Genomic DNA, 13,526 nt, shown 5'->3' with positions numbered 1-13,526 from the left:
GTCTTATCAAAGAAACCAAAAGCATGACGATGCTAGAATCATAGCGACAGAAAACGTATGCTGAATATGAGAAATCTCATACCGGGAAACCATTGTGAAAGAAATCCAAAATGATGCTCTCAGGCAGCAACTCATTGACCAAACAGGCTATACAGAATGCTTCTCTGTTGATGTGTCATGTGATACCCGGCTGTTCCATGTTGCAGCCGGAGACTACATTGTGCGGGAGGGAAACCAGCCGTCATATCTGTTCTATCTGGCTCGTGGGCGCGCCAAGCTATATGCCACATTACCTAACGGCAGGGTGTCATTGATTGACTTCTTCGGTGCCCCTTGTTTTATTGGTGAGATTGAATTAGTTGACGCCAACCATGAACCTCGTGCCGTGCAGGCCATTGAAGAGTGCTGGTGTCTGGTACTGCCCATGAAACAATATCGTCCGCTACTACTAAATGATGCCATTTTTCTGCGTCAGCTTTGCGTCTCGTTAAGTCGTAAAAATTATCGTAATATTGTCTCACTAACACAGAACCAATCATTCCCTTTGGTTAACCGTCTGGCCGCATTTATTTTATTGACGCAGCATGATAATCTGTACCAGGAAAAACATACACAGGTAGCTGAATATATGGGTGTAACCTATCGCCATTTATTATATGTCATTGCACAATTTACGCACGAAGGCCTGTTATTAAAACAAAAAAATGGTTATACAATTAATGATAAAAAGAAAATGACCGCGCTGGCGCTTGAGATGGATCCAGAGAATAATTTTACTGATATCATTCATTAATAAAAGCGCGCCAGTTTTTGCTGACGCGCTTTTATTTTATACCAGTCCGATAAAGAAACCGGCTATGGTGGCACTCATCAGGTTTGACAGCGTTGCTGCTGCCAGCGCACGCATTCCAAGTTGGGCGATTTCCGGGGCACGTTGTGGTGCTATCGCCGAAAATGCCCCGACGACAACGCCGATTGAGCCAAAGTTAGCGAACCCACACAGCGCAAACGAGATAATCGCAATGGTCTTCACATCCAGCGTCCCACCCGTTTGCAGATACGGCGAGAAGTTGAGATAAGCGACAAACTCGTTGATTGCCAGTTTCTGTCCGATCAGGCTACCTGCCAGCGTCGCATCGCTCCAGTCAACGCCCATAATCCACGCCAGCGGGGCTAAGACATAGCCAAAGATCCCTTCCAGAGTGGCGTGACCAAAACCAAACCAACCGCCAATCCCGCCAATAATGCCGTTAATCAGTGCGATAATGGCGACAAATGCCATCACTACCGTCGCCACACCTGCGGCAATTTTCAGCCCGGTCATCGCCCCACTCGCCGCTGCTTCAATGATGCTTTTTGGCGGCGTTTCAGTAAATGACAGGTTTTCGAAGGTGACACGAGATTCTTCTGTTGCCGGACTCAGCATACGCGCGAACAAAATACCGCCAGGGATTGCCATCAACGATGCAGCCAGCAAATAGTCAATCGGAACGCCCATTCCGGCGTAACCAATCATCATTGAGCCTGCAATCGAAGCCATCCCGCTACAAATAGCGGTAAACAGCTCATTGCGATTCAGCCGGTCAATAAACGGTTTGACGATCGCCGGGATCTCGTTTTGCCCGAGGAAAATTGTCGTTACTGCGACAAATGACTCGATCTTGCTGATGTTCAGCGCTTTCTGGAAAATACCGCCGAGGATGCGGATCAACAGCCCCATCACGCCAATGTAGTAGAGCAGACTGATTAGTGCAGTCACAAAAATGATGGCCGGGAGCACCCGAAAGGCGAAGATAAACCCGGCTCCGTCAAACAGCACATCCATTTTTGGCCCGACCAGGGAGCCAAAGATAAATGCGCTTCCCGCGTCACTATAGGACATCACCTTGTGGACACCGAGCGCTGCCTGTTCCACCAGCCATTTCCCCGGCGGAAAATACAGCATAATGCCGCCAATTGCGATTTGCAGTACCAGCGCAGCTCCGACTGTGCGCAGACTAATACGTTTTTTATTTACTGACAGCAGAAACGCGATGGCCAGTAATACCACCATACCCATAACACTTCTCATTATATCCATAATGAAATTCCCTTCATGCCAGGAAACCCGGCGTTATCGCCAGGCTTTGGTAGGTTTGATATTCGCGGGCGACCGCATTCTGCCCGGAAAATTCTGTCAGGCGAGGCGCTGATATTCCTTCGCAATTTCGCAGGCCAGCACCGCGTTGTTGAACACCAGCTGAATATTTGATTTCAGGCTGTCACCACCGGTTAGCTCCGCAACTCGCGCCAGCAGGAACGGCGTACTCTCTTTGCCCACAATCCCCTGCTCTTCCGCTTCTTTTACCGCCCGATCGATTGCCGCGTTAATTTTCTCCTCTGCCATCGCAAACTGTTCCGGGATTGGGTTTGCAACAACCAGACCGCCGTCGAGACCCGTTTGCCATTTCACCGCCATGGCTCGGGCAATCTCTTTTGCGCTGTCCAGACGGATACTGACCTCAAACGGACTGGTGCGGCAGAAAAATGCCGGCAGCGCCTTGGTTTGATATCCAATTAATGGCACGCCAAAAGTTTCTAAATATTCGGTCGTTAAACCGAGATCAAGAATAGATTTCGCGCCAGCACAAATTACCGTGACATTGGTATGTGCCAGTTCTTGCAGATCCGCAGAAATATCAAAGGTATGTTGGGCTCCACGATGAACGCCACCAATTCCTCCCGTTGCAAATACTTTAATTCCAGCCAGTGCGGCAATAATCATGGTTGAGGCAACAGTCGTTGCACCATTTTTCCCTGCCGCAACAACAAACGGCAAATCACGACGACTGACTTTAGTAACGCTATGACCTTCTCGTCCAAGCAACTCAATTTCATCTTTACTTAAACCAACTTTCATTACCCCGCCAATAATGGCAATGGTCGCAGGAACTGCTCCGTGCTTACGAATAGTTTCTTCTACTTCAATCGCTGTCTGGGCATTCTGCGGAAATGGCATACCATGGGAAATAATAGTTGATTCAAGAGCAACAATTGGTTTTTTACTGTTTAATGCTTCCTGTACTTCTGGAGATATTTGTAATAATTCAGAGGAAAGAGTTAATTCAGACATTCTGTGTTCTCCACTATTGAGCTAACATTCGCAACAGACAAATCAGGGTTATTGGTATATTCACTGGCTAATGCCATTGATGAACAACCCTGAGCAAATCGAACCGAATCAATAAAGGGCATACCGTCTAGCCAGCAGGAAGCCAGTCCAGCCATCATCGCATCGCCAGCCCCGGTAACATTAATGACGTGAGTTTTAATCGGCGGCGACCAACCACTATTCCCCGTAATATCACTGTAATAAACGCCGTCACCCCCCATGCTGAGCACCAGCCGATTTAAGCCGCGATCGTGAAACCACGCGGCGACTTTGCCAACGTCATCACGCCCGGAAAGCGCAATGCCACTCAGCGTTTCGGCTTCAAGGCGGTTTGGTTTGAGGGTGTGGATTTGTCCCAGACGCTCACGAATTTTGACGCACTTCCATGCCGACACCGGGTCAACAAACACCGGAACATCCCCGGCATTTTCCAGCACCCATGCCATGGATTCTTCGCTGATATTGCAATCGGCGACAATCACTTTCGCCTGCCGAATAAAATCATGATGCTGCGATAAAAATACTGCTGAAATATGTTCGGTAATGCTCATATCATTAATAGCTACCAGCATTTCACCGGTGTTATCAAGCAGTGATAAATAACTTGATGTATTCTCTCCGGGAACGATAAGACACTTATCAACATGTACTCCGGATTGATTGGTTTGCGCCAATAACGATTGACCATAAAAATCATTACCCACTGCCGTTAGCAGCCAGGAATTTTTACCCAATAGTGCGAGATTATGTGCAATGTTACGCCCAACGCCTCCTGGGGTGAATTTAATCTTTCCCGGATTCGAATCCGCATAATTTAGTGAAGCATGCGAACACCCGGCAACATCCATATTGGCCGAGCCAATAGTTACTATGTATTCCTTTTCACGCATAGCACGTCCCCTGGCAATTAGCTTGCCACAAATGAGTTCGTTAAAAATAACCAACGCCACACATCAGGTTATTAGAGCAAATGTTCACAATCAAACATGTGTTTATAGTAAGCGTGTTTTTGACAAAGTAAATCCATCTGCAAGCTCTAAAGTCGATAGATATGAACAGAATCACAATTTTTTATAGATACAGTTTGTCAGGGAGAGAGAAAGTGAGAGGTAGTACACAAATTAAGCAGGACAAAAAGTATCACTCCGGAATAACCGGAGGTTTTTCAGATGCACCTGGTGAACAGCCGCATGTCAGGTAAGCGAAACCAGATCCTCTGGCATATGGTTGTACAAAATCCGCCAGAAATGCTCAGCCGTTTTATTCAAGCGGGTATCCATTCGGTAAATATAGGCCTGAATAGGCACCATCAACTCCGGCGTGTCCAGACAAACCAGGCGCTTATCGCGCAATTCGTTCACTATCGTCCACGCTGGCAGCCAGGCGATACCATGACCATCCAATGCCATATTCTTCAATAGCTCACTCATCGAAGACATAAACAGCGTACGTGCCGAAATACCGCCCACCTCCGCCAGATGACGGTTAACCAATCTTCCCATGTAGGATGTGCTGGTATAGTTCAGAATCGGCACCTGCGGCTGATAGATATCAAACAACGCCTTACCCTGTGCATCCGCAGCACAGACGGGATACAGCTCAGACTCAAAAACCTTCAAGCCGCAGAAAGGTGACTGCATTAAGTCTTCATCGCGAAAGGAGATAATAAAATCACTTTTCCCCTCGCGCAGCGTATTTACCGCCTGGACTACGTCAATCGCTTCGACGTGGTAAACAAACTCCTCGCCCCATGCCGACATTGAATGTACCAATCTGGGCAACATCGTCAGCGACAGAGAATGCGCTGCCGCTATTTTGATATTGGGAACGCCAAGCAGGTTGTGACCACTTAGCTCATCCAAATTGCATTCCAGCTGTTGCAGCAGGCTACGGGTTTGCGAATGGAACAACTTACCCTCCTCTGTCAGCTGCAGTGGACTCGTCGTACGGTCAAACAGCAGCACCCCAACGGCGGATTCGAGCGCCTTGATCCGCCGGCTAAATGCCGGTTGGGATAGGTTGCGCTCCTCTGCGGCCTGGGAAAAATGACGGCACGCTTCCAGCGTCAGAAAGTCATATAACCATTTTGTCTCGATATTTTTCATACCTGTCACGCGGATGTTTAAATATGTCGATTAGTCCTAAGCATCATGCCTGAATATTCCCGGAGATGATATTCAACATCAGTATCTGCTGATTCGTTTTTTGCATAACACCTTCGTTTTTGACATTAACATGTTTCGTTACTCATCGACCACGACCGCTCATCCGCCGTGGAATGTCGGGCCTCTCGCTGATTATTGGCCTGCTGAGATGGCAAAAGAAATCACACTCATGCGTTTTTTGCATTGAACCAAACATTATTACATTTCTCCTCACGACACTCTGCTGTTAAACATAAGCACCAGATAGACACCAGCTCTGAATATTAAATGTCGGTAAATAGAGGTATATATCGTGAAAGGTTTAATTGGCGTACTTGGTGGTATGGGGCCTGCTGCAACAGTCGATCTTTTTAATAAATTCGTCACCTTTACCGCAGCGCAACGCGATCAGGAACATATCCCATTAATTATTTCATCCATCCCTGATATTCCAGACCGAACTGATGCATTAATGCATCATGGTCATTCCCCACTTCCGGCAATGCGTGATTATATGCATAAACTGGAAGATGCTGGTGCGGAGTGTATTGTGATCCCCTGTAATACCGCCCACTTTTGGTTTAATGAATTAAAAGAATGCTGTCATACAGAGTTACTCAGTATCGTTGAAACAACCATGAATGAGGTCAAAAACTGCGGAAAGTCGCGTATCGGTTTACTTGCTACCAACGCCACCCTTTACATGGGACTCTACCAAAAAGGTATAGAATCTCTTGGCTTAACCTGCATCAGCCCTGATTCATCCGGTCAGGAAAAGGTCATGGAAAGTATTTATTGCTTAAAAGCCGGCGATCTTAAGCGGGCGCAAACGCTGATGAATGAACAGGCTGAAATGCTCTTCTCACGCGGGGCACAAATCATTGTATTGGGATGTACCGAAGTCCCCGTCATTCTTGCCGACGCAGTCAGAAAGTCTCCAGATAAATATATTGACTCAACCGGCTCATTAGTTCGCGCCGGTATTAAATGGTACGAAAAGCGAGTTGGCAAACATCATCTTCTGGCGCAATAACAGCCGTCACCAGATTAATAAAGCATTAAACAAACACTTATTTTAATAACAAATTATTCTCTGGCGGAGGCCATTATGGTTTGGTTAGAAATTATCGTCGTGTTGGGTGCAATATTTTGTGGTATCCGCCTCGGCGGAATAGGTATCGGTTTATGCGGTGGTCTGGGGCTGGCTATTTTAACGTTGGGATTTGATCTGCAGATTGGCTCGCCACCCGTTGACGTCATTCTCATTATTATGACAGTTGTCGTGGCAGCATCGGCGCTACAAGCCGCCGGAGGTATGGATTATCTGGTACGCGTTGCCGGTAATTTCATGCGGCGTAACCCTAAATATATCAATATTATTGCACCGATTATCACCTGGTCGATGACCATTATGGCCGGAACAGGGTTCATTGTATTTTCTACCCTGCCAGTGATTGCCGAAGTCGCCAAAGAGTCCGGTATCCGCCCTTCCCGTACGCTCGCCGGCTCCGTGGTCGCCTCCCAGGTGGCGATATCGGGTTCGCCGATCAGCGCCGCAATGGCGGCAATGCTGACCATTATGGAAGGCAACGGTGTTACCTTTATCCAGGTCATGGCGGTATGTCTGCCAGCTTCGTTTGTCGCCGCGATGGTCGCCGCTTTTATCGCCTCACGTCAGGGATGCGAGCTTCAGGATGATGAAGTCTATCTGGAACGCCTGCAAAAAGGATTAGTGCGTAAATATGAAGGGCAAAACAGCACCACGCCGGGTGCCAAACTCTCAGTCGCCCTGTTCATGCTGGCAACGGTCGTCATCGTTATTCTTGCCGCCTGCCCGCAGCTACGCCCTGGATTCGATGCAGGCAACCCAATGAATACCCGGGATATCATCATTATCTGTATGCTGGCTGCCGCTTGCCTGATGGTGGTGTTATGCAAAACATCAACCGATGCTATTGTCCTGACATCCACGTTTCGAGCAGGGATGAGTTCACTGGCGGTCATTCTCGGGATTGTTACATTGGGAACGACCTTCATTGATGCCCACTTAGCGGAGATTAAGGACATCGCAGGCGATATTCTACGGGCTTATCCCATGCTGTTGGCTCTGGTGCTGTTTGGTACCTGCGCGCTTCTCTACTCGCAAGGCGCCACCACGCCGCTGATTATCCCTCTGGCCGTTGCACTCGGCGTGCCTACATGGGCAATTCTGGCCTCCTATGTGGCGGTAACCGGGGTGTTTGTTCTACCAACATACCCGACTTCGCTGGCGGCAATGGAGTTCGACACCACAGGGACAACGCGCGTGGGCAAGTATGTCTTAAACCATCCGTTTATGCTGCCAGGACTGGGTGGGATCATTGCTGGCGTTGCCTTTGGTTTTATCATCGCGCCAATGATTGCCTGATCCGTTTTATTAAGGCTGGATGGATTATTGTGGCGATGCTGCAACGGTATAGGTAAATGCATAAAAAAGGGGCAGAGAATTCTCTGCCCCTGGTATCGACGTTAAATCAGGCCGCTTTTGCCACAACCTCAGCTTCCGGGCGCTTCAGCACCGCGTAGGAGAGACCGGCTACCAGCGTACCGGCAATAATTGCCAACAGGTATCCCAACACCGGCGTGATTGCGCCTGGGATTAACAGGACAAACAGCCCGCCGTGTGGCGCCATCAGCTTCGCGCCCACCGCCATCGAGATAGCCCCGGTAATCGCACCACCAACGATACAGCAAGGCAGAACGCGCATTGGGTCACGCGCAGCAAACGGGATTGCCCCTTCCGTGATAAAGCACAGGCCCAGTACCAGGGCAGCTTTGCCGCCTTCCTGCTGCGCTTTGTCGAACTTACGACGCGCAACCAGCGTTGCCAGACCCAGAGCCAGCGGAGGTACCATACCCGCAGCCATGATGGCCGCCATCGGTGCATAAGTTTGCGTACTCAGCAGACCCACACCGAAAGCATACGCCGCCTTGTTAACCGGACCACCCATGTCGGTACACATCATGCCGCCAAGAATCGCTCCAAGCAGCACCGCATTCGCCGTACCCATGGTTTGCAGCCAGTGGGTCAGACCTTCCAGAATGCCCGCCACCGGTTTGCCGATCAGGTAAATCATGGCCAGACCAACCACCAGGCTTGAGAACAGCGGAATGATCAGAATCGGTTTCAGCGCTTCCATACTCTGAGGGAGTTTCAGCTTCGTGCTGATAAGCTTCGCCACATAACCGGCAAGGAAACCAGCGATAATCCCGCCAATAAAGCCGGAACCGGTGCTCACCGCCAGCATACCGCCGATAAGACCCGGCGTCAGACCCGGACGGTCAGCGATGGAAAACGCGATATAACCTGCCAGTACCGGCACCATCAGCGCGAAGGCTGAACCACCGCCAATCTGCATCAGCGCCGCCGCCAGCGTACCCTGCTCTTTAAACGCTTCGATACCAAAAGCGAACGAGAGTGCAATACACAGACCGCCAGCAACCACCATCGGCAGCATGTAAGAGACGCCCGTCAGCAGGTGACGATATGCCCCCGCGCTCTCTTTCTTACTTTCGGTTGCTGAAGTCTGCGCTTTACCGGTTGGCTGGTACGGTGTTGCTTCTTCCAGCGCTTTGTCCAGCTCCTGCTTGGTTTTCTTCAACGCAAGACCCGTAGAGGTGCGGTACATCGGTTTGCCGGCAAACTTCGCCAGATCAACTTCAATGTCAGCGGCCACAATCACCAGATCAGCCTGAGCCACTTCTTCCGGCGTAATGGCATTGCCTGCGCCAACAGAACCTCGGGTTTCAACCTTCACCCACCAGCCACGTTTTTTCGCTTCTGTTTCAATCGCTTCAGCGGCCATAAACGTATGAGCAACACCGGTCGGACACGCCGTTACCGCCACCACGCGTTTTGGACCACTGCTGGCCACAGGTGCTGTTGCAACCGGGGCGCTGTAGGGTTTTGCATGACCTTTCGCTTCGCTTAGGAAGAGTTCAGGGTGCGCAACCGCACGGCCAATGTCGCCCAGCCAGACTTTTTTGCCGTTCAGCGAACTGTCGGCAGGAAGCGTATCGCCCAGAACAATTGCCAGTTCGGCATCATTCGGATTATCAATAATTTCCAGATGTGCTTTCTGTGCCGCCGCTCCAAGCAGGGTTTTCGCCATGTAAGCGCGAGCCTGGCCGAGATTAGCGTCAATAATCAGCAGCGTTTTCATTATGCCTCTCCTGCTGTCAGTTAAACGGTTTTAAGTCGACACGCGCCATCATTGCGGCCAACTGAGGACGATCGGTAATGCCAACATTACTTTGGCTTACCGCCAGGGCGGCAACAGCCGTCGCCAGACGCAGGGTATGTTCGCTGGACTCACGCATCAGCAGGCCGTAAATCAGACCGCCAACCATTGAATCACCCGCGCCGACAGTGCTGACCACCTCAACTGACGGCGGTTTAGCAATCCACTCACCTGAGGCGTTAACCCACAGCGCACCTTCCGCGCCGAGTGAAATCACCACGTGAGCAATACCCTGCTCGCGCAGCGCATGCGCCGCTTCAATCACATCTTTCATTTCCGGCAGCTTACGACCGGCCCAGATTTCCAGTTCGCGACGGTTTGGCTTCACCAGCCATGGTGCCGCTTTCAGACCTGCTACCAACGCTTCACGACTACTATCAAAGATAATGCAAGGACACTGACTACGCAGGCGCGTCATCCAGTCGGTGAAAGCTTCCGGGCTCACGCCGGTTGGCAAACTGCCGCTGACGCACACCATGTCGAACTGGCCCAGCCAGCTCAGCGAGTCATTCACAAAGCGTTCCCAGTCAGCCGGGGCGACTTCAAAGCCGGAGAAGTTGAAGTCAGATACTTCACCGTCTTTTTCGGTCAGCTTGACGTTAATACGGGTACGGCCCTGCACGACCTGAAAACGGTTGGCAATGCCCAGCTCGCTGAACAACTGCTGAAAACCATCCTGGTTGTCTTTACCCAGGAAGCCGCCCACAGTGACATCAATACCTAAATCCTTCAAAACCTTAGCGACGTTGATCCCTTTCCCTGCCGCATGCAGACCGGTGGTTTTAACCAGGTTCACTTCACCACGTTCAATTTCCGGGCAGAAACCCACCAGGTCGTAGGCCGGGTTAAGGGTGATAGTAGCAACACGTCTGCTCATTACGCGCCCTCCCCAAGACCTGCCGCGATGGCTTCGCCAATCGCCTTCAGCGCCTGTTCAGCATCTTCGCCCTGTGCAGTAAAGCGCAGGTGATGTCCTTTCTTCACGCCTAATGCCACAACTTTCATCAGACTGCGTCCATTCGCCGGCTTGCCGGTTCCATCAAGATTTGTCACGGTAATTTCACTGTTAAATTGTTTAATCGTATTCACCAGCATGGTGCCCGGGCGGGCATGTAAACCATGCTCATTGCGCACAATAAATTCGGCGCTCAGTACATCATCAGTTAAGGCGTCATCGCTGGTCAGCAGCGCCAGCACCGTTGCCGCATCGGCTTTCAACAAACGGTCAGCTTTATTATTCAGCAGCAGATCGCCAAGGCGCTTCAGCACCGCAACCGGTTGATCGTCATTCATGGCGACGGTCACCAGCAGGGCTGCAGCTTCACCTTCTACATCAAACGCTGTAGCTGCACGACTGACCGCAACGGCACTACGCACGTTGCCTTCAGCACAGTCATTCAGCCAGATCCCCTGACCGAGATTCATCGGCTGCTCATTGATTGCTCTGGCCACAAAGGTGGCGTCAACCGCACCGACTTCTTTCAGCCGTGCCGCGTTGAGTGCCTGCAGCGTCACCAGCGAGTTGGCCACGACATTCAGCGACAGCGTTTCGTTATCAAGCTTCAGCTGTTCACTTTGCTTTTCACCCATCAGCAGCGCACGCAGTTCTTCCGCCGTGGTCGCAGATTTCAGCTGTTCAGCGACGGAGTCATCGCTCAGCACGTGTGTTAGCTGACGCAGTAAACCGAGGTGTTCATCAGAGCTTGCGGCGATGCCGATTGCCACATAAGCAACCTGCCCTTCGCCCCAGGTCACGCCCTGCGGAAACTGAAATACCTGCACACCGGTTTTCAGCACCTGATCGCGCGTGTCCGTCGTACCGTGAGGAATCGCAATACCGTTGCCGAGGAACGTGGACGTCTGTTGTTCGCGCGCCAGCATGCCATCGACGTAGCCTTCCGCGACGTTACCCGCCTGCACTAGGGCAGCGGCAACCTGGCGAATAGCCTCTTCTTTATTCCCGGCCTGTTCGCCCGGGTGAATATCCTGAACAGATAACTGGAACATGATTCTCCTCTCCCGCTGAATTGAAACGATTCAGCCAACATGAGAAAAAAGGCGTCACCCGACTCTATCAGTTATGGCAAGATGACGCTGAAACGTTTCAAGGAGTCTTGCTCTTTTTTCTTCAGCACACAAGTAAAGTTGACAAATTACTTGCTGAATTTAGAGATAACGCACATTTTCTCTACGGATGAGAAAAAAATGCTGACGCAAAAACGCCGTCAGCTTGTCAGATTCAGCAACGTCAGCAAACAGCATTCTTTGACTGAAATGCTATTTTGATTTTTGATGCCGATTTTGATTTGGCTCCCTGTTTATTTTCTGACAAGCGGCGTAAACTCCGCGTCTCTTCACATCATTGATATCAAAACATGCATAACACCCCCGTAGCCGCCACACCCAAGGCGTTTGATTTAACGTCTTCGGCGTTCCTGCTTGTCGCATTTCTGACGGGTATCGCCGGTGCGTTGCAGACGCCAACGCTCAGCCTTTTTCTGACGGATGAAGTCCACGCCCGTCCCGGCATGGTCGGGTTCTTTTTTACCGGTAGTGCTGTGATCGGTATTCTGGTAAGTCAGTTTCTGGCCGGACGTTCAGATAGAAAAGGCGATCGCAAAAACCTGATTGTGTTTTGCTGCGTACTGGGGATGCTGGCCTGCGTGCTGTTCGCCTGGAACCGTAACTATTTTATCTTGCTGTTTGTTGGGGTATTCCTCAGCAGCTTTGGATCGACCGCCAACCCGCAAATGTTTGCTCTCGCACGTGAACACGCCGACCGCACAGGTCGGGAAGCCGTCATGTTCAGCTCAATATTACGTGCACAGGTTTCGCTGGCCTGGGTAATTGGCCCGCCGCTGGCCTACGCGCTGGCCATGGGATTCAGCTTTACGGTGATGTATCTCAGCGCGGCGGTGGCGTTTGTTGTCTGCGGCATAATGGTCTGGCTGTTTTTACCTTCGATGAGTAAAAACGTGCCTCTCGCGACGGGCGCAGTTGAGGCCCCGCGCCGCAATCGACGCGACACGTTGCTGCTGTTTGTTATCTGCACATTAATGTGGGGAACGAATAGTCTCTATATCATTAATATGCCGCTGTTTATCATCAACGAACTGCATCTGCCGGAAAAACTGGCTGGCATCATGATGGGCACCGCAGCCGGACTGGAAATCCCAACCATGCTGATTGCTGGCTATTTTGCAAAGCGTCTGGGCAAACGTCTGTTGATGAGAATTGCCGTCGTCGCCGGATTCTTCTTTTATGCCGGTATGCTGCTGGCCCACTCTCCGGCGATATTGCTTGGCTTACAGCTGCTGAACGCGATTTATATCGGTATTCTCGGCGGGATTGGCATGCTCTATTTCCAGGATTTGATGCCGGGACAGGCGGGTTCAGCCACCACCCTTTATACGAATACCATTCGCGTGGGCTGGATTATTGCCGGATCGCTGGCGGGGATTGCCGCTGAACTCTGGAACTATCATGCGGTGTTCTGGTTTGCGCTGGTGATGATCGTCGCCACCGTCGTATGCCTGGCGCGCATCAAGGACGTTTAAGGCGCGGTCAGCGCTTCAAGCTCGATGAGATAAACCATGGCCTGGTGCGTCGTCCGCCCGCACATTTCCGCACTGGGCTGTAAACCGGCGCACACTTTTGGCCGCAGCGGTGAAGCAAAAATTTTACAGCGCAGGGATTCATCCAACTGAACGCAGGGCGTATTTGCGGGCTTGCCATCAGGCATACCGGGGATGGGACTGGAGATTGAAGGCGCGGTGCAGCATGCACCACAATCCGGACGGCATTCCATACAGTACTCTCTTTATCGTAAACCATCGGATTGTGCGGGAAGGGCACAGTACCACCTTTTTTGCACCAGCAAAAGCATGAATTCCGCTTGCCTGAATGCCCCGGCGCGAGTAGTTTTACGCGATATTTTAGACACTCCTCACT

The 13,526-nt window shown here is 50.9% G+C and carries 12 protein-coding genes; 4 read left to right on the top strand and 8 right to left on the bottom strand.

Annotation, left to right across the window (positions count from 1 at the left end):
• Positions 1-94 precede the first annotated feature (94 nt).
• On the top strand, positions 95-793 hold the full coding sequence (locus OGY83_RS23600; RefSeq protein ID WP_286637021.1) for a transcriptional regulator YeiL: 699 nt from the start codon (positions 95-97) through the stop codon (positions 791-793).
• Between the two features lie 36 nt (positions 794-829).
• Here OGY83_RS23600 and OGY83_RS23595 read toward each other — a convergent pair whose 3' ends face one another.
• The 4 genes from OGY83_RS23595 to hypT form a co-directional block, all read right to left on the bottom strand.
• Entirely contained in the window at positions 830-2,080 is a 1,251-nt protein-coding gene (locus OGY83_RS23595) for a NupC/NupG family nucleoside CNT transporter (RefSeq protein ID WP_286637020.1), read from the bottom strand.
• Between the two features lie 96 nt (positions 2,081-2,176).
• Positions 2,177-3,112 (bottom strand): pseudouridine-5'-phosphate glycosidase, encoded by a 936-nt coding sequence (locus OGY83_RS23590; protein WP_123267564.1) that lies wholly within the window; start codon positions 3,110-3,112, stop codon positions 2,177-2,179.
• The gene (locus tag OGY83_RS23585) at positions 3,100-4,041 is read right to left on the bottom strand and encodes a pseudouridine kinase (RefSeq protein ID WP_079937641.1); all 942 of its coding nucleotides are present in this window, start codon (positions 4,039-4,041) and stop codon (positions 3,100-3,102) included. The genes OGY83_RS23590 and OGY83_RS23585 overlap by 13 nt, the downstream gene beginning before the upstream one ends.
• 303 nt (positions 4,042-4,344) lie before the next feature.
• Positions 4,345-5,256 (bottom strand): hypochlorite stress DNA-binding transcriptional regulator HypT, encoded by a 912-nt coding sequence (gene hypT, locus OGY83_RS23580; protein WP_123267566.1) that lies wholly within the window; start codon positions 5,254-5,256, stop codon positions 4,345-4,347.
• Positions 5,257-5,608: 352 nt separating this feature from the next.
• On the opposite strand from hypT, the gene cuyB reads away from it, so the two are divergent.
• Positions 5,609-6,328 (top strand): cysteate racemase, encoded by a 720-nt coding sequence (gene cuyB / locus OGY83_RS23575; RefSeq protein ID WP_191214263.1) that lies wholly within the window; start codon positions 5,609-5,611, stop codon positions 6,326-6,328.
• 75 nt (positions 6,329-6,403) lie between these two features.
• The gene (locus OGY83_RS23570) at positions 6,404-7,702 is read left to right on the top strand and encodes an anaerobic C4-dicarboxylate transporter (protein ID WP_286637019.1); all 1,299 of its coding nucleotides are present in this window, start codon (positions 6,404-6,406) and stop codon (positions 7,700-7,702) included.
• A gap of 106 nt (positions 7,703-7,808) precedes the next feature.
• Here the strand turns inward: OGY83_RS23570 and fruA are convergent, their stop codons facing one another.
• Genes fruA through fruB form a run of 3 tightly spaced genes read right to left on the bottom strand, consistent with a single transcriptional unit; the run spans position 7,809 to position 11,582 of the window.
• Complete coding sequence (gene fruA, locus OGY83_RS23565; RefSeq protein ID WP_048215908.1) at positions 7,809-9,497, bottom strand: PTS fructose transporter subunit IIBC; 1,689 nt, start codon at positions 9,495-9,497, stop codon at positions 7,809-7,811.
• A 16-nt stretch (positions 9,498-9,513) separates the two neighbouring features.
• Entirely contained in the window at positions 9,514-10,452 is a 939-nt protein-coding gene (gene fruK / locus OGY83_RS23560; protein WP_286637018.1) for a 1-phosphofructokinase, read from the bottom strand.
• On the bottom strand, positions 10,452-11,582 hold the full coding sequence (gene fruB / locus OGY83_RS23555) for a fused PTS fructose transporter subunit IIA/HPr protein (protein WP_079937645.1): 1,131 nt from the start codon (positions 11,580-11,582) through the stop codon (positions 10,452-10,454). The genes fruK and fruB overlap by 1 nt, the downstream gene beginning before the upstream one ends.
• Positions 11,583-11,950: 368 nt before the next feature.
• Between fruB and setB the strand changes: the two genes are divergently transcribed.
• Entirely contained in the window at positions 11,951-13,132 is a 1,182-nt protein-coding gene (gene setB, locus OGY83_RS23550) for a sugar efflux transporter SetB (RefSeq protein ID WP_191228416.1), read from the top strand.
• Here the strand turns inward: setB and OGY83_RS23545 are convergent.
• Positions 13,129-13,383, bottom strand: a complete 255-nt coding sequence (locus tag OGY83_RS23545) for a YkgJ family cysteine cluster protein (RefSeq protein ID WP_081364641.1) — start codon at positions 13,381-13,383, stop codon at positions 13,129-13,131. The genes setB and OGY83_RS23545 overlap by 4 nt on opposite strands.
• Positions 13,384-13,526 lie beyond the last annotated feature (143 nt).

This window comes from Citrobacter sp. Cpo090 (genome assembly GCF_030332665.1).
Lineage (GTDB): Bacteria > Pseudomonadota > Gammaproteobacteria > Enterobacterales > Enterobacteriaceae > Citrobacter > Citrobacter portucalensis.
The sequence above is the reverse complement of the archived record's forward strand: the minus strand, read 5'-3'. Positions and strand labels throughout refer to the sequence as shown.

Bases quoted from the DNA above. Each gene is read 5' to 3' on its own strand.
- OGY83_RS23545 (WP_081364641.1), bottom strand. From the start codon at position 13,383: ATGGAATGCCGTCCGGATTGTGGTGCATGCTGCACCGCGCCTTCAATC.
- OGY83_RS23595 (WP_286637020.1), bottom strand. From the start codon at position 2,080: ATGGATATAATGAGAAGTGTTATGGGTATGGTGGTATTACTGGCCATC.
- OGY83_RS23570 (WP_286637019.1), top strand. From the start codon at position 6,404: ATGGTTTGGTTAGAAATTATCGTCGTGTTGGGTGCAATATTTTGTGGT.
- fruK (WP_286637018.1), bottom strand. From the start codon at position 10,452: ATGAGCAGACGTGTTGCTACTATCACCCTTAACCCGGCCTACGACCTG.
- fruB (WP_079937645.1), bottom strand. From the start codon at position 11,582: ATGTTCCAGTTATCTGTTCAGGATATTCACCCGGGCGAACAGGCCGGG.
- hypT (WP_123267566.1), bottom strand. From the start codon at position 5,256: ATGAAAAATATCGAGACAAAATGGTTATATGACTTTCTGACGCTGGAA.
- setB (WP_191228416.1), top strand. From the start codon at position 11,951: ATGCATAACACCCCCGTAGCCGCCACACCCAAGGCGTTTGATTTAACG.
- fruA (WP_048215908.1), bottom strand. From the start codon at position 9,497: ATGAAAACGCTGCTGATTATTGACGCTAATCTCGGCCAGGCTCGCGCT.
- OGY83_RS23590 (WP_123267564.1), bottom strand. From the start codon at position 3,112: ATGTCTGAATTAACTCTTTCCTCTGAATTATTACAAATATCTCCAGAA.
- OGY83_RS23585 (WP_079937641.1), bottom strand. From the start codon at position 4,041: ATGCGTGAAAAGGAATACATAGTAACTATTGGCTCGGCCAATATGGAT.